We start from the raw sequence: 23,488 nt of genomic DNA on the forward strand, positions 1-23,488 counted from the left end.
GCACCGGGCCTCGGTGCGTCCTGCGGGCTACTGGGGCCCGTACCTGCGTCCCGTACGCGAGGTGACGCCGCCCAGCAGACTGCGCGGTGTCACCTTCACCAGCCCCATCAGCGCCTTGTAGCGCGGGTCCGGGATCGACACGGACCTGCCCCGGGCCAGGTCGGCCAGGGCCGAGGCCACCAGCTTGTCCGCGTCCAGCCACATCCACCCGGGGATGTTGCCGGTGCCCATCCCGGCCCGCTCGTGGAACTCCGTACGGACGAAGCCCGGGCACAGCGCCATCAGCCGCACCCCCGACCCGGCCAGGTCCTTCGCCGCACCCTGGGTGAACTGCACGACCCACGCCTTGGACGCCCCGTACGTGCCGCGCGGCACGAACGCCGCGACGGACGCCACGTTGATCACCGCGCCCCGGCCGCGCTCCTTCATCCCCGTGGTGGCGGCCGAGGTCAGCCGCAGCACCGCCTCGCAGTGCACCTTCAGCATCGTCAGCTCGTCGGCCATGGGCACTTCCAGGTAGCGCCCCTTGTTGCCGAACCCGGCGTTGTTGACCAGCAGATCGACCGGGTGCGTGCGGTCGGCGAGCCGCTTCTCGACCGCCTCGATCCCGGCGTCCGTGGACAGGTCCGCCCGCAGCACCTCGGCCTCGATGCCGTGCCGGTCGTGCAGTTCGGTGGCCTGTTCGCGCAGCCGGGCGGTGTCCCGGGCCACCAGCACCAGGTTGTGCCCCTGGCCCGCGAGCCGCCGCGCGAAGGCCGCCCCGATACCCGCCGTCGCGCCCGTGATCAGTGCAGTCGTCATAGGCGGCACGTTAGTGCCCCGCGCCCGCGCCGGAACCACCGCCCGCCGCCACGTACTCCCGCGCCTTGCGCAGTGCCTCGGGGTGCAGAGCCGACGCGGCGGCCAGCAGCGACGGCAGCAGGGTGCGCTCGGTCGTCACGGCCCGGAACTGCAGGGTCGCGGTGATCCCGTGGTCCGGGCGGTGCACGATCTCGACGGGGTCCCCGGCCCGGATCGTGCCCGGCTCGATCACCCGCAGATACGCGCCGGTCACCGCCTCCTGGGTGAACCGCCGCGCCCACTTCTCCTCCTTGATGTGGTCGGCGAACGTCCGGCACGGGATACGTCCGGAGGTCACCTCCAGCAGCAGCTCCGCCCCCACCCGCCAGCGCTCACCGATCAGCGCGCCGCTCACATCGACCCCGACGGTGGTCAGGTTCTCGCCGAACGAGCCGTTCGCCAGCTCCCGGCCGCCCAGTTGCCGCTCCCACGCGTCCAGTTCCTCCCGCGCGAACGCGTACACGGCCTGGTCGCTGCCGCCGTGGTTGCGCAGGTCGCAGACCGCGTCCCCGGCGAGCCCGCTGCCGCCCGTCCCCTTCGGTCCGGGGTCCGAGACCCGCACGCTCCCCTCGAACGGCCGCTTGTCGATCCCGCTCAGACCGCCGGGACCTCCGGCGGAGGGGAAAGGGGTGGGGCGGCCGACGTTCACGCTCAGCAATCTCATGAGGGTCACGCTAATGGCTCAATACCCAAAGAGGTACGCCATTAATTCGCCTCTCACCCAAGAAGCTCTTATGGTTGAGGGGTGATCGAAGCACGCCACCTCCGCGTCCTCCGCGCCGTCGCCACCACCGGCTCGTTCTCCGCCGCCGCCCGCGAACTCGGCTGCACCCAGCCCGCGGTGAGCCAGCAGATGAAGGCCCTGGAGTCGTCCGCCGGCACCCCCCTGCTGATCCGCACCGGCCGCGAGATGCGCCTCACCCAGGCGGGCGAGGCGCTGGTACGGCACGCCTCCGGCATCCTCGCCGGGCTGACCGCGGCCGAGGAGGAGGTCGCCGCCATCGCCGGGCTGCGGGCCGGCCGGGTCCGGCTCGTCTCCTTCCCCAGCGGCAGCTCCACCCTGGTCCCCGGCGCGCTGGCGGCCCTGCGCGCCGAACACCCCGGGACCAGGGTCTCGCTCGTCGAGGCCGAACCGCCGCGCTCGGTCGACCTGTTGCGCGACGGCGACTGCGACATCGCGCTGGCCTTCCGGTACGGCGCCTCCGGCGGCGAATGGGACGACCTGGTGGTCCGGCCGCTGCTCACCGACCGGCTGATCGGCCTGGTCCCGGACGGGCACCGGCTGGCGGACGCGGAGAGTGTCTCCATCGGCGAGCTGGCGGAGGAGTCGTGGATCGCGGGCTGCCCGCGCTGTCGCCGCCAGCTCGTGGAGGTCTGCGAGGCGTCCGGGTTCACCCCCCGGATCGACTTCGCCACCGACGACTACCCGGCGGTGATGGGCCTGGTCGGCGCCGGGCTCGGGGTCGCGGTCCTGCCGGAGCTGGCCGTCGAGTCCGTACGGCCCAAGGGTGCGCGGACCGTCGCCGTGGAGCCCGCGATCGAGCGGGAGATCGTGGCGCTCACCCTGCCGGACCTGGCCCGGGTCCCGGCGGTCGCGGCCACCCTGGACCAGTTGTCCCTGGCGGCCGCGCGCTGAGGGGCGTGCTGCCGGGGGACCCGCAGGGGGCTGTCGAGGAAACGTTTCTGCGTTCGACCCGACCTGTCGGCTGTCAGGTCGGGCGGGAACCTGTCGTGGCCGTGGTGGCGCCCGAGGGCGCCGCGGTGATCAGTCTGGTTCTGGCCCGGCCCATGAGCTCTTCGCGCTCGTCCTCGGTCAGGCCGCCCCACACCCCGTAGGGCTCCCGTACGGCCAGGGCGTGGGCCGCGCACTCGGCGCGTACCGGGCACCGCATGCACACCTCCTTCGCGGAGGTCTCACGAGCGCTGCGGGCGGCGCCGCGCTCACCTTCGGGATGGAAGAACAGGGAGCTGTCCACGCCTCGGCAGGCGGCGAGCAGCTGCCAGTCCCACAGGTCTGCGTTGGGTCCGGGAAGGCGGGAGAAATCTGCCATTGCGCTTGTCCCCTCGAAGCCGTGCTGCGTCGGAAGCGGCATTCCTGGACCGCCGGTGAACCGGCGATCAGTGATCGGCGATCGTCTCTTCGGTGACCTGAGTCTCGACCGTACATCTGCGGTGCTAGTAGATGTAAATATGACTGTTTGCGAATCTAGCCACAGACACCCTCAAAAGGGAAGAAATCTCGCCAAATAGGGCAAGCGGGAGAGTGAAGATTCGGTTGACGGGTGAATCACCCGCGTCGCTCTCCTCCGTACACGGGCCCTCACGTAGAGTGCCGAACCCAAAGGTCCGACCCGTAACTCTTTCGAGTGACCATCGTTAAGAGGGCGGATGCGGTTGACGGAGAACGAGCTCGGGCACATGTCCGAAGGGGTCAACCGCACAGGTGACGACTTGTATCAGCCTGGAGGCTCAAGGTGACGCGCATCAGCTGCGGAGGCCGGTCATGACATCCGTGCTCGTCTGCGACGATTCCCCGCTTGCCCGCGAAGCGCTCCGTCGCGCGGTGGCCACCGTGCCCGGTGTCGAGCGCGTGACCACGGCGGCCAACGGCGAGGAAGTCCTCCGCCGCTGGGGGGCCGACCGTTCGGATCTGATTCTGATGGACGTACGCATGCCCGGTCTGGGGGGTGTGGAGACGGTCCGGCGGCTGCTCTCCGCCGACCCCGGGGCCAGGATCATCATGCTGACCGTCGCCGAGGACCTGGACGGGGTCGCGCTCGCGGTCGCCGCCGGTGCCCGCGGCTATCTGCACAAGGACGCCTCGCGTGCCGAGCTGCGGGCCACCGTCACCCAGGCGCTGGCCGACCCGACGTGGCGGCTCGCCCCGCGCCGGCTGCGGTCCGCCGAGATGGGGGCGGCCCCCACGCTCACCGCGCGCGAGATCCAGGTGCTCGAAGGCATGAGCCACGGCCGCTCCAACGCGGAGATCGGCCGTGAGCTGTTCCTCTCCGAGGACACCGTCAAGACCCACGCCAGGCGGCTGTTCAAGAAGCTCGGGGCCTCGGACCGTGCCCATGCGGTGGCCCTGGGATTCCGCTGGGGGCTGGTCCGCTGACGCCCGGCCCGGACCGCCCCCGTCCGCAGGCCGGCGGACGGGGTGACGGGACGGGTCACCAGCGGTACGAACCCGGATCCGGGCGCCCGTCGGCGGCGTCGTGTGACGCTTCCCGGCCGATGACGCATCCTTGAGTCGTGGAGTTCCTCAGGAACGGTAGGAACGATTCGGTCGAGCGGAAGGGGAGGGCGCAGGACATGACATCCGGCGCACCCGCTCATAACGCTTCGGTGCACAACTCGGGACGCGATGGAGCGGGCCGTACGGCACCAGGGCACCATGGTTCGATGCGCGACGACGAAACCACGGCGATCGGTGCCCTCGTGCACCGGGCCGTCGACGGCGACGCGCAGGCCACACACGATCTGCTGGCCCATGTCCACCCCCTCGCGCTGCGCTACTGCCGCTCCCGGCTGAACCGGCTGCCCGGTGATGCCCGTCACTTCGTGGAGGACCTCGCGCAGGAGGTCTGCGTCGCCGTCCTGATGGCGCTGCCGCGTTACAAGGACACCGGCAGGCCCTTCGAGGCCTTCGTCTTCGCCATCGCCGGCCACAAGGTCGCCGACCTCCAGCGCGCCGCGATGCGCCACCCCGGCTCCACCGCCGTCCCCTCCGACGAGATGCCCGAGCGGCCCGACGACTCCCTCGGCCCGGAGGAGCGCGCCCTGCTCAGCAGCGACGCCGCCTGGGCCAAGAAGCTCCTCGCCAACCTCCCCGAGAGCCAGCGCGAGCTGCTGGTCCTGCGGGTCGCGGTCGGGCTGACCGCCGAGGAGACCGGGCGGATGCTCGGGATGTCCCCGGGCGCGGTCCGGGTCGCCCAGCACCGCGCGCTCAGCAGGCTGCGGGCACTCGCCGAGCAGTAGGACACATCCCGTACGGCCTCCCGTAGGAAGCTACAGAACGCCCAACTGATCTTGATCGTGGAATGAGACACCCGTAGAGCCCGTTAGCATGGACATCCGCACCGATCAAGACCATTTGGGGAAGGTGTCATGACTGCAAACGTCGACGGAGTGCCTGAGAAGTTCGCGACGCTCGGGCTGACATACGACGACGTGCTGCTGCTGCCGGGCGCGTCAGAGGTCCTGCCCAACGCGGTCGACACCTCGTCCCTCATCTCGCGGAACGTCCGCGTCAACATCCCGCTGCTGTCGGCCGCCATGGACAAGGTGACCGAGTCCCGGATGGCCATCGCGATGGCCCGTCAGGGCGGCGTCGGCGTGCTGCACCGCAACCTCTCGATCGAGGACCAGGTCAACCAGGTCGACCTGGTCAAACGGTCCGAGTCCGGGATGGTCACCGACCCGATCACCGTGCACCCCGACGCCACGCTCGGCGAGGCGGACGCGCTCTGCGCCAAGTTCCGTATCAGCGGCGTGCCGGTCACCGACGCCGCGGGCAAGCTCCTCGGCATCGTGACCAACCGCGACATGGCCTTCGAGTCGGACCGCTCGCGCCAGGTGCGCGAGGTCATGACCCCGATGCCGCTCGTCACCGGCAAGGTCGGCATCTCCGGCGTGGAGGCCATGGAGCTGCTCCGCCGCCACAAGATCGAGAAGCTGCCGCTGGTCGACGACGCGGGCATCCTCAAGGGCCTCATCACGGTCAAGGACTTCAAGAAGGCCGAGCAGTACCCGAACGCCGCCAAGGACGCCGAAGGCCGTCTGCTGGTCGGCGCGGCCGTCGGCGCCAGCCCCGAGGCGCTGGACCGCGCCCAGGCGCTCGCCTCCGCCGGGGTCGACTTCCTCATCGTCGACACCTCGCACGGCCACAACAGCAACGCCCTCGCCTGGATGGCGAAGATCAAGTCGAGCGTCGGCATCGACGTCATCGGCGGCAACGTCGCCACCCGCGACGGCGCCCAGGCGCTGATCGACGCCGGTGTCGACGGCGTGAAGGTCGGCGTCGGACCGGGCTCCATCTGTACGACCCGCGTGGTCGCCGGTATCGGCGTCCCGCAGGTCACCGCGATCTACGAGGCCGCGCTCGCCGCCCGTGCCGCGGGCGTCCCGGTCATCGGCGACGGCGGCCTGCAGTACAGCGGCGACATCGGCAAGGCGCTCGCCGCCGGCGCCGACAGCGTCATGCTGGGCAGCCTGCTCGCCGGGTGCGAGGAGTCCCCGGGCGAGCTGATGTTCATCAACGGCAAGCAGTTCAAGTCGTACCGCGGCATGGGCTCGCTGGGCGCCATGCAGTCGCGCGGCCAGGGCCGGTCCTACTCCAAGGACCGCTACTTCCAGGCCGAGGTCTCCTCGGACGACAAGCTCGTCCCCGAGGGCATCGAGGGCCAGGTGCCCTACCGGGGCCCGCTGGCCAACGTCCTCCACCAGCTCGTCGGCGGCCTCCGCCAGACCATGGGCTACGTCGGCGCCGCGTCCGTCGACCAGATGGAGAGCAAGGGCCGCTTCGTCCGGATCACCTCGGCGGGTCTCAAGGAGAGCCACCCGCACGACATCCAGATGACGGTGGAAGCACCGAACTACAGCAGGAAGTAACGCGGGAAGCACGCGGGAAGTACGCAGGAAGTAACGCGTCACCGCAGGTGAGGGGCGGACCGGAGTTCCCGGTACCGCCCCTCACGTGTGCGTCGGGGATACTGGTCAGCGCAGACGTAGAGGGAAAGGCCACACATCGTGACTGAGATCGAGATCGGGCGCGGCAAGCGCGGCCGCCGGGCTTACGCATTCGACGACATCGCCGTCGTGCCGAGCCGCCGCACCCGGGACCCGAAGGAGGTCTCGATCGCCTGGCAGATCGACGCCTACCGCTTCGAGCTGCCGTTCCTGGCCGCTCCCATGGACTCCGTGGTCTCCCCGCAGCACGCCATCCGCATCGGTGAGCTCGGCGGCCTGGGCGTCCTCAACCTGGAAGGGCTGTGGACCCGGCACGCCGACCCGCAGCCGCTGCTGGACGAGATCGCCGAGATGCCGGTCGAGACGGCGACCCGCCGGCTCCAGGAGATCTACTCCGCACCCATCCAGGAGGAGCTGATCGGGCAGCGCATCAAGGAGGTGCGCGACTCCGGTGTCGTCACCGCCGCCGCGCTCTCCCCGCAGCGCACCGCCCAGTTCTCCAAGGCCGTCGTCGACGCCGGGGTGGACATCTTCGTCATCCGCGGTACGACGGTCTCCGCCGAGCACGTCTCGGGCGCGGCCGAGCCGCTCAACCTGAAGCAGTTCATCTACGAGCTGGACGTCCCGGTCATCGTCGGCGGCTGCGCCACGTACACCGCCGCCCTGCACCTGATGCGCACCGGCGCGGCCGGTGTCCTCGTCGGCTTCGGCGGCGGCGCCGCGCACACCACGCGCAACGTCTTCGGCATCCAGGTCCCGATGGCCACCGCCGTCGCGGACGTGGCCGGGGCCCGCCGCGACTACATGGACGAGTCCGGCGGCCGGTACGTGCACGTCATCGCGGACGGCGGCGTCGGCTGGTCGGGCGACCTGCCGAAGGCCATCGCCTGCGGCGCCGACGCCGTGATGATGGGCTCCCCGCTGGCCCGCGCGACGGACGCGCCGGGCCGCGGCCGCCACTGGGGCATGGAGGCCGTCCACGAGGACGTGCCGCGCGGCAAGCTGGTCGACCTCGGCTCGGTCGGGACGACGGAGGAGGTCCTCACCGGCCCCTCGCACACCCCGGACGGCTCGATGAACATCTTCGGCGCCCTGCGCCGCGCGATGGCCACCACCGGCTACAGCGACCTCAAGGAGTTCCAGCGCGTCGAGGTGACGGTGGCGGACTCGCAGCACCGCCGCTGACCCGCCTGTACGCCCGTACGTGCAACGCGGAAGGGCCCGGACCGTCGAACGGTCCGGGCCCTTCCGCGTGGTCGTACGAAGCGTCAGCTCGCCTTCTTGGCGCCGCCGATCGCGGCGACCGCGCCGAGGGCGATGAAGAGGTACCGCATGAAGTCGGCGTCTTCCTTCCAGACCCGGGTCACGGTGTCGAAGTGGTCGAGGAACACCTCGGAGAACGAGACCTGTGCAGCGTCCGCCATCACCATCGCGTAGCCGATGAGCTGGCCGAAGTAGACGGCGCCGACCGAGAAGACGGCGGCCGCGGCGATGGTCACCGGGTTGGCGCCGCCGAGCTTGGCCGCCGCGAAGCCGACCAGGAAGCCGACGCCGATCGCCGCGTAACCGAACTCGCGCTCGATCGATCCCAGGAGCACGCCGTACAGGATGGACGCGACGATCGCCGCGCCGAGGGCGACCAGCACGCCGAGGAAGAGGCCGTTGCGGACCGGGGAAGCCGGGGGAGCCGGGGCGAACGGGGCGCCGCCGCCGAACGGGGCGGGCGGGCCCTGCGGGTTCCCGAAGGGGTTGCCGGTGGAGGCGGGGGGCTGGTCGCCGTAGGGGTTGCCGGTGGGTGCCGGGGGCTGGTCGCCGTACGGGTTGCCCGTCGGGGCGGCCGGGGCGGAGGCGCCCGGTCCGGCCGCGTACGGGTTGCCGTCTGCGGGCTGGCCGCCGTACGGCTGCTGGGGCTGGTTCGGCGGCTGCACGGGCTGGCTCACGGTGGCTCTCCCCCTGGGGCGAAATGCGCGACTGCGGTTCTTGACGCGAACACGTGTGCGCTCTGTGACGCCGCACGGTAGCAGTACGCATCCAAATTGGTCACTAGTTATCCGGTGGCCGATATGCACCCGTGTTGATGGCCGGTTACGCGCCGTCAGAGCCGGTACGCGCGCTCGGAGCTGAGACGCGCGCTCGGAGCTGAGACGCGCGCTCGGAGCCGGCGCTTTCGCTCAGAGCCGGTGTGCCGCTCCCGCCGGTGTCGCGCCTCGCGTGTCCAGGAGGAGCTGCGCCTTCACCGCGAGGCCCTGGAGGTCGTAGGTGCGGTGCTGCTGGAGCAGTACGGTCAGGTCGGCCGCCGCTGCCGCCTCGTACAGCGAGTCGGCGCGCGGGACGGGGAGTTCGCGCACCCGCCAGTCCAGGACGTGCGGGTCGTGGAAGCCGATCTGGGCGCCCATGTCCATCAGCCGGCCGGCGATCTCGCGGGCGGGCGCGGCCTCCTGGTCGGCGCTGTCCGGCTTGTAGGTGACGCCGAGCAGCAGGACGCGGGCGCCCCGGACGGACTTGCCGTGCTCGTTCAGCAGGGTGGCGCAGCGCCGGATGACGTAGCTGGGCATCCGGTCGTTGATCTCCTGCGCCAGCGAGACCATCCGCAGCGGGTGGCCGGGCGTACGGCCGCTGTACGGGAGGCAGCCCGGGTCCACCGGGACGCCGTGGCCGCCGACGCCGGGCCCGGGGCGGAAGGGCTGGAATCCGAAGGGCTTGGTCTCGGCGCACCGGATGACGTCCCACAGGTCGACGCCCAGGTCGTGGCAGGCCACCGCCATCTCGTTGACCAGGGCGATGTTGACGTGCCGGAAGTTGGTCTCCAGCACCTTGGTCATCTCGGCCTCGCGCGGCCCTTTGGCCCGTACGACCTTGTCGGTGAGGCGGCCGTAGAAGGCGGCGGCCGACTCGGTGCAGGCGGGAGTGAGGCCGCCGATGACCTTGGGGGTGGAGGCGTAGGTGTGGGTGCGGTTGCCGGGGTCGAGGCGGCTGGGGGAGCAGGCGAGGTGGAAGTCGCGTCCGGCGGTGAGCCCGGAGCCCTCTTCGAGCAGGGGGCGCAGGACGTTCTCGGTGGTGCCGGGCGGGACGGCGGACTCCAGCACCACGGTGGTGTGCGGGCGCAGCCGGGCGGCCAGGGCGCGGGCGGCGTCGTGGAGGGCGGTGAGGTCGAGGGTGCGGTCGGGGCCGAGGGGGGTGGGGGAGCAGATCACGGCGGTACGGACCCGGCCCAGCTCGGCGGCGCCGGTGGTGGGGCGGAAGCCGCCGGAGAGCATGCGGCGGATCTCGGACGCGGTGAGGGAGCCCTCGACGGGGGTGCGGCCCGCGCGCAGCTCGGCGACGGGGCGTGGGTCGGTGTCGTAGCCGACGGTGTCGATCCCGGCGGCCACGGCCGCCTGCACGAGGGGGAGGCCGAGGTGGCCGAGTCCGATGACGGCGAGGTCTGCGGGCATGTCGAACGCCGCCTTCCCTAAGACCGGAGAACGTTTTTCGCAACTGCTGTGGACAGTGCAATGTCAGACTAGGCGTAAATATGACCTATATGTCGCATTGCGTGACGCCTGTCGTCCGGGTGTTGTCCACAGGCGGTGGCTGAAGTCGGGGAGCGCGGACAGAATCGAGGAGTGGACACGGGCGGCCGGCCCCTCGGCCGGGTGGCACTCCCGTGTCCGACCACCCCGATCCACCGGGAGGCAGCAGTGAGGACAGCGACACTGGGACCCGTCGAGCGCACCGCCGCGCTCGCCGCGATGGCCGAGCGCGAACTGGACGTGCTGGTCGTGGGGGCGGGCGTCGTCGGCGCGGGCACGGCGCTGGACGCCGCCACCAGAGGGCTCTCGACCGGCCTGGTCGAGGCGCGCGACTGGGCGTCCGGCACATCGAGCAGGTCGAGCAAGCTGATCCACGGGGGGCTGCGCTATCTGGAGATGCTGGACTTCGCCCTGGTGCGGGAGGCGCTGAAGGAGCGCGGGCTGCTGCTGGAGCGGCTCGCACCGCACCTGGTGAAGCCGGTGCCCTTCCTCTACCCGTTGCAGCACAAGGGCTGGGAGCGGCTCTACGCGGGCTCCGGCGTCGCGCTGTACGACGCGATGTCGGTCTCATCGGGCCACGGTCGGGGCCTGCCCGTCCACCGCCATCTCACCCGCAAGCACGCCCTGCGCGTCGCTCCCGCGCTGAAGAAGGACGCCCTGGTCGGCGCCCTGCAGTATTACGACGCCCAGATGGACGACGCCCGCTTCGTCACCGAGCTGGTCCGCACCGCCGCCTCCTACGGGGCCCAGGTCGCCAACCGGGCCCGGGTCATCGGCTTCCTCCGCGAGGGCGAGCGGGTGGTGGGCGCGCTGGTGCAGGACGTCGAGGGCGGCAGCGAGTACGAGGTCCGGGCCAAGCAGGTCGTCAACGCGACCGGCGTGTGGACCGACGACACCCAGGGGCTCATCAACGAGCGCGGACAGTTCCACGTCCGGGCCTCCAAGGGCATCCACCTGGTCGTCCCCAAGGACCGCATCCACTCCTCCACCGGCCTCATCCTGCGCACCGAGAAGTCCGTCCTCTTCGTGATCCCCTGGGGCCGGCATTGGATCATCGGCACCACGGACACCGACTGGGACCTGGACAAGGCCCACCCGGCCGCCTCCAGCGCCGACATCGACTATCTGCTCGAACACGTCAACTCCGTCCTCAACACCCCCCTGACCAGGGACGACGTCCAAGGCGTCTACGCCGGGCTGCGCCCGCTGCTGGCCGGCGAGTCGGACGCCACCAGCAAGCTGTCCCGCGAGCACACCGTGGCTCACCCCGCCCCCGGCCTCGTCGTCGTGGCGGGCGGCAAGTACACGACGTACCGGGTCATGGCCAAGGACGCGGTGGACGAGGCGGTGCACGGGCTGGACCAGCGGGTCGCGGCCTGCGTCACCGAGGACACCCCGCTGCTGGGCGCCGAGGGGTACAAGGCCCTGTGGAACGCGCGGGCCAGGATCGCGGACCGGACCGGCCTCCATGTCGTCCGGGTGGAGCACCTGCTCAACCGGTACGGCTCAATGACGGAGGAAATTCTGGAGCTGATCCTCGCCGACCCCTCCCTGGGTGAACCGCTGCCCGCCGCCGACGACTATCTGCGCGCCGAGATCGTCTACGCGGCCTCCCACGAGGGCGCCCGGCACCTGGACGACGTCCTGACCCGGCGCACCCGGATCTCCATCGAGACCTTCGACCGGGGCACCCGCAGCGCCCGCCTCTGCGCGGAGCTGATGGCACCGGTGCTGGGCTGGGACGCGGACCAGATCGACCGGGAGGTCGAGCACTACGAGAAGCGGGTGGAGGCCGAGCGCGAGTCGCAGCGGCAGCCGGACGACCTCACGGCGGACGCGGCCCGGCTCGGCGCACCGGACATCGTGCCGATCTAGAGCGCGTCCAAGCCCCGTCCAAGCCATGTCCAAGCCATGTCCAAGCCGCGTTCACCCGGGCGGCCACCGCCCGTCAGCTCCCGGCCAGTTGAGCGCGAAGGGCCCGGTCGCGCGGCGGTGGCCGTCCGGCCGGTGCTGGACGGGGAGGCCCGGTTGGTAGGAGGCTGTGGGGGATTCCCTCCTCGGGCCCCAGCGCGGCGGACCCCGGACCCGGCACCAGGACCGGTCCCGGGGTGAGGGACAATGAACGCTCTGCCAGGGCGGGTTGATCGCAGAGGGGACGCATGTCGGAGGCGGAGCAGGCACGGGAGCCCCAAGGGGACAAGAACGGTCGTCTCCTCGCGGGGCGCTACCGGCTCGGGGGAGTGCTCGGCCGGGGCGGCATGGGTACGGTCTGGCGCGCCGACGACGAGACGCTCGGCCGCACGGTGGCGGTGAAGGAACTGCGGTTCCCCGGCGCCATCGACGAGGACGAGAAGCGCCGGCTGATCACGCGCACGCTGCGTGAGGCGAAGGCGATCGCACGGATCCGCAACAACGGCGCGGTGACCGTCTACGACGTGGTCGACGAGGACGACCGCCCGTGGATCGTGATGGAGCTGATCGAGGGCAAGTCGCTCGCCGAAGCGATCCGCGAGGACGGCACGCTGACGCCGCGCCGGGCCGCCGAGGTCGGGCTCGCCATCCTCGATGTGCTGCGCTCGGCGCACCGTGAGGGCATCCTGCACCGCGACGTGAAGCCGTCCAACGTGCTGATCGCCGAGGACGGCCGCGTCGTGCTCACCGACTTCGGCATCGCCCAGGTGGAGGGCGACCCCTCGGTCACCTCCACCGGCATGCTCGTCGGGGCCCCCTCGTACATCTCGCCGGAGCGGGCCCGCGGCCACAAGCCCGGACCGCCCGCCGACCTGTGGTCGCTCGGCGGCCTGCTGTACGCGAGCGTCGAGGGCTGCCCGCCGTACGACAAGGGGTCGGCCATCGCCACCCTGACGGCCGTGATGACCGAGCCGCTCGACCCGCCGAAGAACGCGGGCCCGCTGACCGAGGTCATCTACGGGCTCCTCGCCCGCGACCCCGACCAGCGGCTCGACGACCGCGGGGCCCGGGCGCTGCTCAACAAGGTGATCAACGCATCCGAGGTCCCGCCCGCCGACTCCACGCAGGTCATGGCCCTGCCGGTGGTCCCCGCCGACGCCGAACCGGGCGCGGGCCGGCTCACGAAGGCGGCGAAGACCGCCAAGCCGCCGAAGCAGACCACCGGTGCGCCGAGCGACTCCGGGTCCGGCGCCGGCTCCGGTGAGGGCACGCGCGACCGGCTGCGCGGAGCGCTCCGTTCCGTACGGGGGGCGAAGGCGGCGTCCGGTATCGCGGCGGGTGCGGCCGGCGCGGCGGCGGCCTCGGCGACCCCGGCCTCCTCGGCTCAGGCGCCTGCGTCCCAGGCCTCGCAGGCCTCGCAGGCTTCCGCTTCTCAGGCTTCCGCTTCTCAGGCCTCGACCGGCTCTCCGGTCGCCCCGCCCAAGCCCGCCACGCCTCCCGGCGCCCCGGGCGGCAAGGCCGCGAAGGCCTCCGGCCCGGCGGTCACCACCGCTCTGGCCACCGGCTCCGGGTCGGCGGCGACGCCGGCGGGTTCCGGGGCCGCTTCGGGCGCGTCCGTACCCCCGCAGCGCCCCCCGACCTCACCGGCCACCACCACCCGCGCCTCGATCACCGACGTCGTGCCGCGCCGCACCCTCGCGATCATCGCGGGCGTCGTGGTGCTGGCGATCCTCGGCACCGTCCTCGCGCTCACCCTGGGCGACAGCGGTGACGACAAGGCCAACGCCGGTAACGGCAAGGGCGACACCACGGCGTCGGCCGGAGCCGCGGCAGGTGGTTCGGACGGCGAAGGCGAGGGCGACGGCCAGAAGGAGGGGCAGGGCACCGAGGACGGCAAGGCGACCGGCGACCCCTCCGGTGACCCGTCCGGCGACCCGTCGCAGGACGACCCGAAGACGGACGACCCCGGTACGGACGACCCCGCCGGGGACGACCCGAAGACCGAGGAGCCGGGCGACGGCTCCCTGCCCGCCGGGTACGAAGAGGTCTCCGACGACCGCTTCCACTTCACCATGGGGATGCCGGACACCTTCCGGCGCACGGCCATAGCGGGCTCCAACTCCGGCGGCATCTACAACGCCGAGCGCGGCGGTTTCCCCCGGGTTCAGGTCGACTTCACCGGCTCGCCCAAGGACGACGCGGCCGCCGCCTGGAGCGGGGCCGTCGCCAGCGTCAGGCTCCTCAGCGACAACTACCAGCACATCGGCATAAAAAAGGTCGAGTACAACGGCTATCCGACCGTCGCGGACTGGACGTTCGAGCGAAGCCACAACGGCGTCCGGGTCCGGGTGATCAACCGCGGCTTCAAGGTCGACGCCCGGCGCGGCTACTCGATCATGATCAGTTGCAAGGTCGACGAGTGGGACGGCGACGCGTGCCGCACGCTGCGCGAGACGGCGTTCGCCACGTTCACGCCCACGAAGTGAGCGTCGGCGAGCCGCGCGGGACGTATTGGGCGGGCCGGGTTGGTGCGACCCGTCCCGTCGGCGCGCGTTGCCACGTATCGTAAGACGACGGAGACCGTACGCAGCCGGAACAGTGGGTCAATTGGCCGCCGAATGACCACAACTGACTGATTCGTACGGAACAGATGACCGGGGGAACAGCGCGCTCTGGGGAGGCGTCGTGGACGACTACGCGGGTCGGGTGCTTGCCGACCGCTACCGCCTGCCGCTGCCCCCGTCCGACGGGTACGAACTGGTCGAGACCCGGGCGTTCGACACATACAGCGGTCAGGAAGTCCTGGTCCGCCAGGTGCCGTTGCCGGAGATCGTGGACGCCGAGGTGCTCGACGCCGACGGCCGGTCGCCGGGCGGCGGGCGCACCACCGGGCGGGCGGTGCGCCGCAGTACGGACCCCGCGGTCCGGCGGGCGATCGAGGCCGCGCAGGCCGCCGCCCAGGTGCCCGACCACCCCCGGCTGGACCAGGTCTTCGACGTGTTCGCCGAGGCCGGTTCGCTCTGGATAGTCAGCGAGCTCGTCGCGGCCCGCCCGCTCGCCGCCCTCCTCGCCGAACGCCCGCTGAACCCCTACCGGGCCGCCGAGATCGGCTCCGACGTGCTCACCGCCCTGCGGGTGCTCCACGCGCACGGCTGGACCCACCGCAACATCACCGCCCGCACGGTCCTGGTCTGCGACGACGGCCGTGTGATGCTCACCGGCCTCGCGGCGGGCGCCGCCGAGGAGGCGCTCTGCGGGTACGCCCCCGAGCCGCTGCCCGACGACGAGCCGGCGGCGGCCGCAGGGACGTACGGCGGGCCGTCGGAGGCGTACGGCGGCCACTCGGAGGCGTACGGGGGGCAGCAGGCTTACGAGGCGCCCGGGGCCTATGGGGCTCCCGGGGTCGGCGGGGCCGACGACACGCTCGGGATACCGGTCGTCGAGGCGGTCGACGCCGACGAGCCGGGTGAGTTGCCGGGCGCGCGGTCCGGCGCGCCGGAGGGCCGGGGCGCCTACTCGCTGCCGCCGGCCAGGGCGTACGACAGCCGGGACGACAGCGAGGACGACAGCCAGGAACTCCCGCTCGTACCGCCGTATGTGCGGGCGCGGCCGCCGCAGCACGACGCGTACCGCCGCCCGGACCGGGGCGAAGGTGACGGGCAGGTACCCGACGCCCCTGGGACTCCCGAGGCGTACGGCACGCCCGAGGCCCCCGGGACTCCGGAGGCGCACGGCACGCCCGGGTCTCCGGAGGCGTACGGCGCCCCCGGTGGCCAGGAGCTCGTCCCGCGTCCCGCCACCCCCGCCGTGCCCTACACCCCCGCCCCCCGGCCCCCCGCCGAGCCCGGAGCCGCGAGCGCCGCCCAGTTGCGGGCCGCCCGCGCCGGGGCGATCGCCGCCTACCGGGCCGGGGCGCGCGCCGCCGCCCGGGTCACCGAGGACCGTCAGCAGGCGGCCGGGAGCACCCCGGCGAACCTCTCCAAGGGGACGCCCGGCGCGGAGGCGGGCCTCTCCGAGCGAGCGCCCGGCACGGAGGAGGACGCCACCGGCATCCTCCCCCCGCCGCGCCCCGAGCCCGACGCCTTCGAACAGGGCCCCGACGCCCCCGCTCTCCCCGGCCCCCGCCTCACCTCCCCCTGGGCCCGCCCGCCCGAGGACCCCTACGACGACGAGGACGAGGACGACGACGAGGAGGGCCCCCGCCCGCCCCGCCGCGTCCACCTCGCCGGCACCTGGGACGACGGCCCCGGCTCCGGGCGCTCCGTCCCCGCGGGCGGCTCCGGCGCGGACGCGCTGCGCGCCGACTCCCGCCGCCCCGGACAGGCGGCCATCGCCCCCGCCACCCGCCTCCCCGCCGAGCGGACCCCCGCCAGCACCTGGGAGGAGGCCGTCGCGGGCAGCCGTAAGACCGCCGTCTACCGGGGCCCCGCCACCCCGCTCGCCGCCGAGCGCGCCCGGCAGGCCCGGATCGCGGTCGTCGGACCCGTCACCGAGCGCTGGGCGCCGGAGCAGGCCGGTCCCGTCCACGACAACTGGCAGCTCGCCCCGCCCATCGGCCCCTCCACCGACCTGTGGGCGCTCGGCGCCCTGCTCTACCGCGCGGTCCAGGGCCACGCCCCCTACCCCGAGGAGAGCGCGGCCGAGCTGGTGCAGATGGTCTGCGCCGAGCCGCCCGCCTTCGCCGAGGAGTGCGGCGCGCTGCGGCCCGTCGTCGAGTCGCTGCTGCGCCAGGACCCCACCGAGCGGCCGGACTTCGAGGAGCTGCGCGGCTGGCTGCGCTCGCTCGTGCGGTCCGCCCCCGAGCCCGAGGCGGGCGCCGACGTCGTCCCGCTGCCCGCGCCCGACGCCACCCGGCTCCCCGTCGTACGCCGCCGGGGCGAGCTGGTCCGCAGGCGCCGGGGCCGGTTCGGCGGAGGTTCCGCGCACGGCCGCCACCGGCAGGGCAAGCGGCAGCGGCAGCAGTACGAGAAGCAGCGCGCCGCCGAACGGCACGACCTGCGGCAGCCACCGCCGCGCCAGGAGTCGCTGCTGCCCCCCGGTCCCGACCACGGCCGCCCGCACCCCGCCGACGCCTGGGAGGAGCCCCGCCCGTCCCGCGCCCCGCGCGAGCCCAAGGGCCCCCGGGTGCTGCGTGAGCCCGCCCGCCCGCGCGACGGGCGCTCGCCGCGCCACCTCGGCCGGCTGCTGCTGATCCTGATCCTGCTGCTGATGGCCGCGGCCGTCACGTACGCCTTCCTGTTCATGCCGAAGCAGGAGCAGGGGACCCAGCAGGGCGCCCCCGGGCGGTCCACGGGCTCCGCCGCACCGCCACCGCCCGCCGCCTCCGACTCGCCCGCCCCCTCCGAGGGGGAGAGCACCGACACCGGCTCCCAGCAGCCGCAGACCAGCCGCTCGGCCGTCGCGCTCCCCTCCGGTTACACGCTCCGCAAGGACGCGGAGGGCTTCGAGGTCGGCGTACCGAAGGACTGGCAGCGCAGCCCCGCCAACGCGGACCGTCAGATCCGTTACGGCAGCGACGGGTTCACCCTCCTCGTCGTGCCCGGCCGGGACACCGTGAAGGCGGCGGGCGGCGACCCGCTGGACTACCAGCGCGTCAAGCAGCCCGAGCTCCAGCCGTTCCGGGAATCCAGCTGGGCCACCTCCTCCGGGCTGCGCCGCGTGGACGTGGGCCGACAGGCCATGGCCGAGGGGCAGTTCACCTGGCAGGAGAGCGGCGGCCGCGAGGTCTACGTCCGCAATCTGGCCATGATCGTGGACGGCCGGTACCACATCGTCCAGGTCATCGGCCCGGAGAACGAACGCGACAAGGTCACCGAGATCTATCAGCAGGCCATCGCCTCCTACCGGGTGACCGGGTGACTGCCTGACCGCCTGACCGCACGTCACCGGGGGCCGGAGGTCACGGCCGTTGTCCGGTGCCGACAACCATCACAGTGCGGTCTCGTGGGCGATCCCCCGTTCCGCCCCGCCGCCCGCGCTCCGTAATCTGGCAAGCTGAGGAACGGGGGCGGGGACACACGTGGATCGATCACAGGGCACGGCCGCAGGACTGGTGCTGGCGGGGCGTTACCGGCTGGGCGAGGTGCTGGGCCGCGGCGGCATGGGCAAGGTCTGGCGCGCCCATGACGAGGTGCTGCACCGCACGGTCGCCGTCAAGGAGTTGACCGCCGGGCTGTACGTCGCCGAGGCCGACCGGCTCGTGCTGCACGCCCGCACCCAGAAGGAGGCGCGCGCCGCCGCCCGCATCACGCACCCCGGCGTCGTCACCGTCCATGACGTGATCGAGTACGACAAGCGGCCCTGGATCGTCATGCAGTACGTCGACGGGCCCTCGCTCGCCGACGAGGCCAAGGAGAGGGGCGAGATCGCGCCGCGCGAGGCGGCCAGGATCGGCCTCCACGTCCTGAGCGCGCTGCGCGCCGCCCACAGCGCCGGGGTGCTGCACCGCGACGTCAAGCCCGGCAACGTCCTGCTGGCCCGGGACGGTCAGGTGCTCCTCACGGACTTCGGGATCGCCGCGATCGAGGGCGACTCCACCATCACCAGAACCGGTGAACTGGTCGGCTCCATCGACTATCTGGCGCCCGAACGGGTACGCGGTGGCGACCCCGGCCCCGCCTCCGACCTCTGGTCCCTGGGCGCCACCCTGTACACGGCGGTGGAGGGCCGCTCGCCGTTCCGCCGTACGTCCCCGATCTCCACCATGCAGGCCGTCGTCACCGAGGAACCGCCGCCGCCCGTCAACGCCGGTCCCCTCGGCCCCGTCATCACCGCGCTGCTCCGCAAGGACCCGGCCGACCGGCCCACGGCCGCCGACACCGAGCAGATGCTGCTGGACGCCATGGAGGGCCGGGAGCCGCGTTCGGCGCAGGCGCATGTGCCGACCCAACGGGTGCCGGAGGAGGACCGGTTCGCGTACGCGGGCCCGGACGGCTCCACGGCCCGGCTCACCGGAACGGTCCCCTCCACGCCGACCCCGACCGCCCCCGTCGCGGGCCACCCCTCCGCCCCCGTCACCCGGCGCGCCGGCTCCCGGCGGTGGCGCACGGTGCTCGTCGTGGTCGTCGCGGCGGCGGTCCTCGGGGGCGCGGGCGGGCTGGCCGCGATGCGGTACGGGCAGGACGCGTCGGCCGACGGCCGGACGACCACCACGCCCCCCACGCCCATCGCGCCTCGGACCACTCCGGAGCCCTCCGCCACCGACCCCGGCCCCGGCCCCGCGCCGGAGATACCCGACGGCTGGCACCGGGTCGACGATCCGGCGGGCTTCAGCCTGGTCGTCCCCCAGGACTGGACGCGCGAGGTGAACGAGGGGCAGATCGACTACACCCCGGACGGCGGGGCCCACCGCATCCGGATCAGCGTCGACCCGGACCCGGACTTCGAGCATCCGTATCTGCACATGCAGAACATGGAGGAACAACTGGCGGACCGGCTGCCGGGCTACCAGCGGATCAGGCTGGAGAAGAACATCTTCCGCGACCGGCCCGGCTCCCTCTGGGAGTTCACCTGGCACGAGACCCAGGACCACGCCGGGCCCCGGCACGGGATCGACCAGATGTACTACGGCGGGTCCGGCGGCCCCGAGTACGCCCTCTACCTGACCGCCCCGCAGCAGGGCTGGGAGACCAGCCGCGAGAAGTTCGACATCATGCTGCGGAGCTGGCGGGCGCCGGGCGCGCAGAGCTGACCGACGCGACGCCACGCGACGCCACGCGACGCCACACGACGCGACGCGACGCCACACGACGCCACGCCACGCGACGCCACACCGGGAACTTCCGTACGCGAGGGGTCGAGAATTCATGATTCCTGAGCGCGACGGGCTGACCGCGGCCGCCCGGTCCGCCGGAACGCCCCTGATCAGCGGTTATGTCGCCAGCGATCACTGGCTATGTCGTGCTGGTGGTCCCGGATGGGTGGCGGGTCCTGTGAAAAACTGTTACCGACGGGTACCCAAAGGGTGCGGCTGGACATACTCTCGGCCTCATGACGGACTCGCAGGCCCCTGACGCCCCTCTCGGTACGAACCCCGTCGCGGTCGCCCCCGCCGGCGTGCGCACGGCCGCCGACGTGGTCACCCCCGAGGTGATCGCCCAGCTCATCCGCGGCGTCGTCGGATCGGGCCGCACCGCCAACCACACGCCGTTCACCGGGGAGAAGCTGGCCGACCTGCCCGAGTCCACCCCCGAGGACGTCGCCACCGCCTTCGACCGGGCCCGCGCCGCCCAGCCCGCCTGGGCCGCCACCCCCGTACGGCAGCGGGCCGCGATCCTGCTGCGCTTCCACGACCTGGTCCTCAGCCGCCAGTCCGAGGTCCTCGACCTCATCCAGTTGGAGACCGGCAAGGCTCGCCTGCACGCCCACGAGGAGGTGCAGGCCGTCGCCGTCGCCGCCCGCCACTACGGGCGCAAGGCCGCCGCCTACCTCAAGCCGCGCCGCCACACCGGGGTCGTCCCGACCCTCACCAAGGTCACCGAGCTGCGCCAGCCGCGCGGGGTCGTCGGCCAGATCGCCCCCTGGAACTACCCCTTCGAGCTGTCCGTGGGCGACGCGCTGCCCGCGTTCGTCTCCGGCAACGCCGTCGTGATGAAGCCCGACACGGAGACCGCGCTCACCGCGCTCTGGGCCCGCGACCTGCTCATCGAGGCCGGGCTGCCCGCCGAGGTCTTCCAGGTCGTGCTGGGCGAGGGCCCTGTCGTCGGCCCCGAGGTCGTCAGCCGCGCCGACTACGTCTCCTTCACCGGCTCCACCCGCACCGGCCGCGAGGTCGCCATCGGCGCCGCCTCCCGCCTGGTCGGCGTCTCGCTGGAGCTCGGCGGCAAGAACGCCATGCTCGTCCTGGAGGACGCCGACGTGGAGAAGGCCGCCCAGGGCGCCGTCCGCGCCTGCTTCTCCTCCGCCGGACAGCTCTGCATCTCCATCGAACGGCTGTACGTCCACGAGTCCGTCGCCGACGACTTCGTGGAGCGGTTCGCCACCCGGACCAAGGCCATGCGGCTCGGCACCTCCCTCGCGTACGGCGCCGACATGGGCTCCCTCGTCGGGGAGCGCCAGTTGGAGACGGTGACCCGGCACGTCGCCGAGGCCGTCGAGAAGGGCGCCACGCTCGTCGCGGGCGGCGTCGCGCGCCCCGACATCGGCCCCCTCTTCTACGAGCCGACCATCCTGGACGGCGTCGAGGCGCCGATGGCCGTCTGCACCGAGGAGACCTTCGGCCCGGTCGTCGCCATCTACCGCTTCAGCGACGAGGACGAGGTCATCGCGGAGGCCAACGCCACCCCGTACGGCCTCAACTCCAGCGTCTGGACCACCGACTCCAAGCGCGGCCACGAGGTCGCCGCCCGGCTGCGCACCGGCACCGTCAACATCAACGAGGGGTACGCCCCCGCCTACGGCAGCGTCCAGTCCCCGATGGGCGGCATGAAGGACTCCGGACTCGGCCGGCGGCACGGCTCCGAGGGCATCCTCAAGTACACCGAGGCCCAGACCGTCGCCCAGCAGCGGCTGATCCCGCTCGCCCCGTCCTTCGGCATGGACGACGAGAAGTACGCCGCGTTCATGACCCGCAGCCTCAAGGCGATGAAGGCGTTCCGGCTGCGCTGAGCTCCCGCCAAGACGTCGTAACCCTGCCCTTTTCGTACCGAGGAGCGCCATGTCCCAGCACAGCCCTGCCCGGAAACAGCCCGTGAGCCATGTGCCGGCCGAGGACGACGCCGCGTACGACTACGACGTCCTGGTCGTCGGTTCGGGCTTCGGCGGGGCGGTGTCGGCGCTCCGGCTGACCGAGAAGGGGTACCGCGTCGGCATCCTGGAGGCGGGCCGGCGCTTCACCCCCGGCACGCTCCCCAAGACCTCCTGGGACCTGAAGAACTACCTCTGGGCCCCGGCCCTCGGCCTCTTCGGCATCCAGCGCGTCCACCTCCTCGGCAACGTCATGGTGCTCGCGGGCGCCGGGGTCGGCGGCGGCTCACTCAACTACGCCAACACGCTGTACGTGCCGCCCGCGCCGTTCTTCGAGGACCGCCAGTGGGCCTCGATCACCGACTGGCAGGACGAGCTGAAGCCGTACTACGACCAGGCCCGCCGGATGCTCGGGGTCCGCCTCAACCCGACCATGACCCCGTCCGACATCCACCTCAAGGCCGCCGCCGAGGCGATGGGCGTCGGCGACACCTTCCACCTGGCCCCGGTCGGCGTCTTCTTCGGCGACGGCAAGGACGCCGACGGCACGGCGAAGGCCAAGCCCGGCGACACCGTCCCCGACCCGTACTTCGGCGGCGCCGGACCCGCCCGCAAGGCCTGCACCGAGTGCGGCGAGTGCATGACGGGGTGCCGCCACGGCGCGAAGAACACCCTCAACGAGAACTACCTCCACCTCGCCGAGAAGGCCGGAGCGGTCATCCACCCGATGACCTCCGTCGTCGCCGTCACCGACGACCCCGAGGGCGGCTACCGCGTCCTCACCGTCCCCACCGACCGCCGCCGCAAGGCGAAGCCCACCAGGCTGCGCGCCCGCAAGGTGGTCGTCGCGGCGGGCACGTACGGCACGCAGACCCTGCTGCACTCCATGAAGGACCGCGGCCTGCTGCCCCGGCTCTCCGCCAGGCTCGGCGAGCTGACCCGGACCAACTCCGAGGCGCTGGTGGGCTCCCAGACCAGCGACCGCCGCTACCGCCGGAAGCACGGCATCGCCAAGGCCGACTTCTCCCGGGGCGTCGCGATCACCTCCTCGATCCACCCGGACGGCAACACCCACATCGAGCCGGTGCGGTACGGCAAGGGCTCCAACGCCATGGGCGCGATGTCGATCCTCCAGGTGCCCTACGGGGCCCACCGGGTGCGCGGCTGGCTCGCCAACATGGTCAAGCACCCGACCCTCGCCGCGCGTTCGCTCTCCAACCACCACTGGTCGGAGCGCACGATCATCGGCCTGGTCATGCAGTCGCTGGACAACTCCCTGACGACGTACCGCAAACCGGGCGGCATCGGCAAAGGCCTGCTCACCGCCCGCCAGGGCCACGGCGCGCCCAACCCGACCCAGATCCCCGAGGCCACCCGCAGCGCCACCCTCCTCGCCGAGGAGATCAACGGCTTCGCCGGCTCCAACGTCGGCGAGCTGATGGGCACCCCGCTCACCGCCCACTTCCTCGGCGGCTGCCCGATCGGCGCGAGCGCGGAGGAGGGCGTCATCGACCCCTACCACCGCCTCTACGGCCACCCCGGCATCAGCGTCGTCGACGGCTCCGCGGTCTCCGCCAACCTCGGCGTCAACCCCTCGCTGACCATCACCGCCCAGGCGGAGCGCGCGATGTCCTTCTGGCCCAACAAAGGCGAGGCGGACCCGCGCCCGGGGCAGGACGCGGCCTACGAGCGGCTCACCCCGGTCGAACCGCTCGCGCCCGCCGTACCGAAGGACGCGTTCGGCGCGCTGAAGCTGCCGTTCCTGGGCATTCCGGTGGTGCCGCCGAAGGGGACGGCGGAGGCCGGGGCGGGCATCGAAGGCGTCGGGAACACCCCCGTACCCAATCCGTGAT

At 72.5% G+C, this 23,488-nt stretch carries 16 protein-coding genes; 11 read left to right on the forward strand and 5 right to left on the reverse strand.

The window, feature by feature from the left end; translation table 11 throughout:
• Positions 1-27: 27 nt before the first annotated feature.
• Together ACFWRT_RS23735 and ACFWRT_RS23740 are read right to left on the reverse strand one after the other, a co-directional pair.
• On the reverse strand, positions 28-801 hold the full coding sequence (locus ACFWRT_RS23735) for an SDR family NAD(P)-dependent oxidoreductase (RefSeq protein WP_380950133.1): 774 nt from the start codon (positions 799-801) through the stop codon (positions 28-30).
• 10 nt (positions 802-811) lie between these two features.
• Positions 812-1,504 (reverse strand): MOSC domain-containing protein, encoded by a 693-nt coding sequence (locus tag ACFWRT_RS23740; protein WP_380950134.1) that lies wholly within the window; start codon positions 1,502-1,504, stop codon positions 812-814.
• Positions 1,505-1,585: 81 nt separating this feature from the next.
• Between ACFWRT_RS23740 and ACFWRT_RS23745 the strand changes: the two genes are divergently transcribed.
• The gene (locus ACFWRT_RS23745) at positions 1,586-2,476 is read left to right on the forward strand and encodes a LysR family transcriptional regulator (protein ID WP_380950135.1); all 891 of its coding nucleotides are present in this window, start codon (positions 1,586-1,588) and stop codon (positions 2,474-2,476) included.
• Positions 2,477-2,549: 73 nt separating this feature from the next.
• Here ACFWRT_RS23745 and ACFWRT_RS23750 read toward each other — a convergent pair whose 3' ends face one another.
• On the reverse strand, positions 2,550-2,891 hold the full coding sequence (locus ACFWRT_RS23750) for a WhiB family transcriptional regulator (protein WP_026238029.1): 342 nt from the start codon (positions 2,889-2,891) through the stop codon (positions 2,550-2,552).
• A 452-nt stretch (positions 2,892-3,343) separates the two neighbouring features.
• Here ACFWRT_RS23750 and ACFWRT_RS23755 point away from each other — a divergent pair, with 452 nt between their 5' ends.
• From ACFWRT_RS23755 to ACFWRT_RS23770, 4 genes are all read left to right on the forward strand, one after another.
• A complete protein-coding gene (locus tag ACFWRT_RS23755) occupies positions 3,344-3,955 on the forward strand; it encodes a response regulator transcription factor (protein WP_003948568.1) in 612 nt (203 codons plus the stop codon).
• A gap of 287 nt (positions 3,956-4,242) precedes the next feature.
• Positions 4,243-4,818: a sigma-70 family RNA polymerase sigma factor gene (locus ACFWRT_RS23760; RefSeq protein ID WP_030561783.1), complete on the forward strand. Its 576-nt coding sequence runs from the start codon at positions 4,243-4,245 to the stop codon at positions 4,816-4,818.
• Positions 4,819-4,947: 129 nt separating this feature from the next.
• On the forward strand, positions 4,948-6,450 hold the full coding sequence (gene guaB / locus ACFWRT_RS23765; RefSeq protein WP_380950136.1) for an IMP dehydrogenase: 1,503 nt from the start codon (positions 4,948-4,950) through the stop codon (positions 6,448-6,450).
• A 138-nt stretch (positions 6,451-6,588) separates the two neighbouring features.
• Positions 6,589-7,713, forward strand: coding sequence for a GuaB3 family IMP dehydrogenase-related protein (locus ACFWRT_RS23770; RefSeq protein ID WP_018490868.1), 1,125 nt, complete (start codon positions 6,589-6,591; stop codon positions 7,711-7,713).
• 83 nt (positions 7,714-7,796) lie between these two features.
• Here ACFWRT_RS23770 and ACFWRT_RS23775 read toward each other — a convergent pair whose 3' ends face one another.
• Together ACFWRT_RS23775 and ACFWRT_RS23780 are read right to left on the reverse strand one after the other, a co-directional pair.
• The gene (locus ACFWRT_RS23775; RefSeq protein ID WP_380950137.1) at positions 7,797-8,468 is read right to left on the reverse strand and encodes an LbetaH domain-containing protein; all 672 of its coding nucleotides are present in this window, start codon (positions 8,466-8,468) and stop codon (positions 7,797-7,799) included.
• A 231-nt stretch (positions 8,469-8,699) separates the two neighbouring features.
• Positions 8,700-9,962, reverse strand: a complete 1,263-nt coding sequence (locus ACFWRT_RS23780) for a nucleotide sugar dehydrogenase (RefSeq protein ID WP_380950138.1) — start codon at positions 9,960-9,962, stop codon at positions 8,700-8,702.
• A 246-nt stretch (positions 9,963-10,208) separates the two neighbouring features.
• On the opposite strand from ACFWRT_RS23780, the gene ACFWRT_RS23785 reads away from it, so the two are divergent.
• The 6 genes from ACFWRT_RS23785 to ACFWRT_RS23810 all read left to right on the forward strand — a co-directional run bounded on the left by ACFWRT_RS23785 (position 10,209) and on the right by ACFWRT_RS23810 (position 23,487).
• Positions 10,209-11,915 (forward strand): glycerol-3-phosphate dehydrogenase/oxidase, encoded by a 1,707-nt coding sequence (locus ACFWRT_RS23785; RefSeq protein ID WP_380950139.1) that lies wholly within the window; start codon positions 10,209-10,211, stop codon positions 11,913-11,915.
• Between the two features lie 284 nt (positions 11,916-12,199).
• Positions 12,200-14,437 carry a serine/threonine-protein kinase gene (locus ACFWRT_RS23790; protein ID WP_380950140.1) on the forward strand — a complete coding sequence of 746 codons (2,238 nt, stop codon included), beginning with the start codon at positions 12,200-12,202 and terminating at the stop codon, positions 14,435-14,437.
• Between the two features lie 199 nt (positions 14,438-14,636).
• On the forward strand, positions 14,637-17,810 hold the full coding sequence (locus ACFWRT_RS23795) for a protein kinase (RefSeq protein ID WP_380950141.1): 3,174 nt from the start codon (positions 14,637-14,639) through the stop codon (positions 17,808-17,810).
• A gap of 160 nt (positions 17,811-17,970) precedes the next feature.
• Positions 17,971-19,641, forward strand: coding sequence for a serine/threonine-protein kinase (locus tag ACFWRT_RS23800; RefSeq protein WP_380950142.1), 1,671 nt, complete (start codon positions 17,971-17,973; stop codon positions 19,639-19,641).
• Positions 19,642-19,940: 299 nt separating this feature from the next.
• Complete coding sequence (locus ACFWRT_RS23805) at positions 19,941-21,557, forward strand: succinic semialdehyde dehydrogenase (protein WP_380950143.1); 1,617 nt, start codon at positions 19,941-19,943, stop codon at positions 21,555-21,557.
• Between the two features lie 49 nt (positions 21,558-21,606).
• On the forward strand, positions 21,607-23,487 hold the full coding sequence (locus tag ACFWRT_RS23810; protein ID WP_380950144.1) for a GMC oxidoreductase: 1,881 nt from the start codon (positions 21,607-21,609) through the stop codon (positions 23,485-23,487).
• The last annotated feature ends 1 nt before the right edge of the window (position 23,488 follow it).

It is taken from the genome of Streptomyces cyaneofuscatus (assembly GCF_042718795.1).
Classification (GTDB): Bacteria; Actinomycetota; Actinomycetes; order Streptomycetales; family Streptomycetaceae; genus Streptomyces; species Streptomyces cyaneofuscatus_A.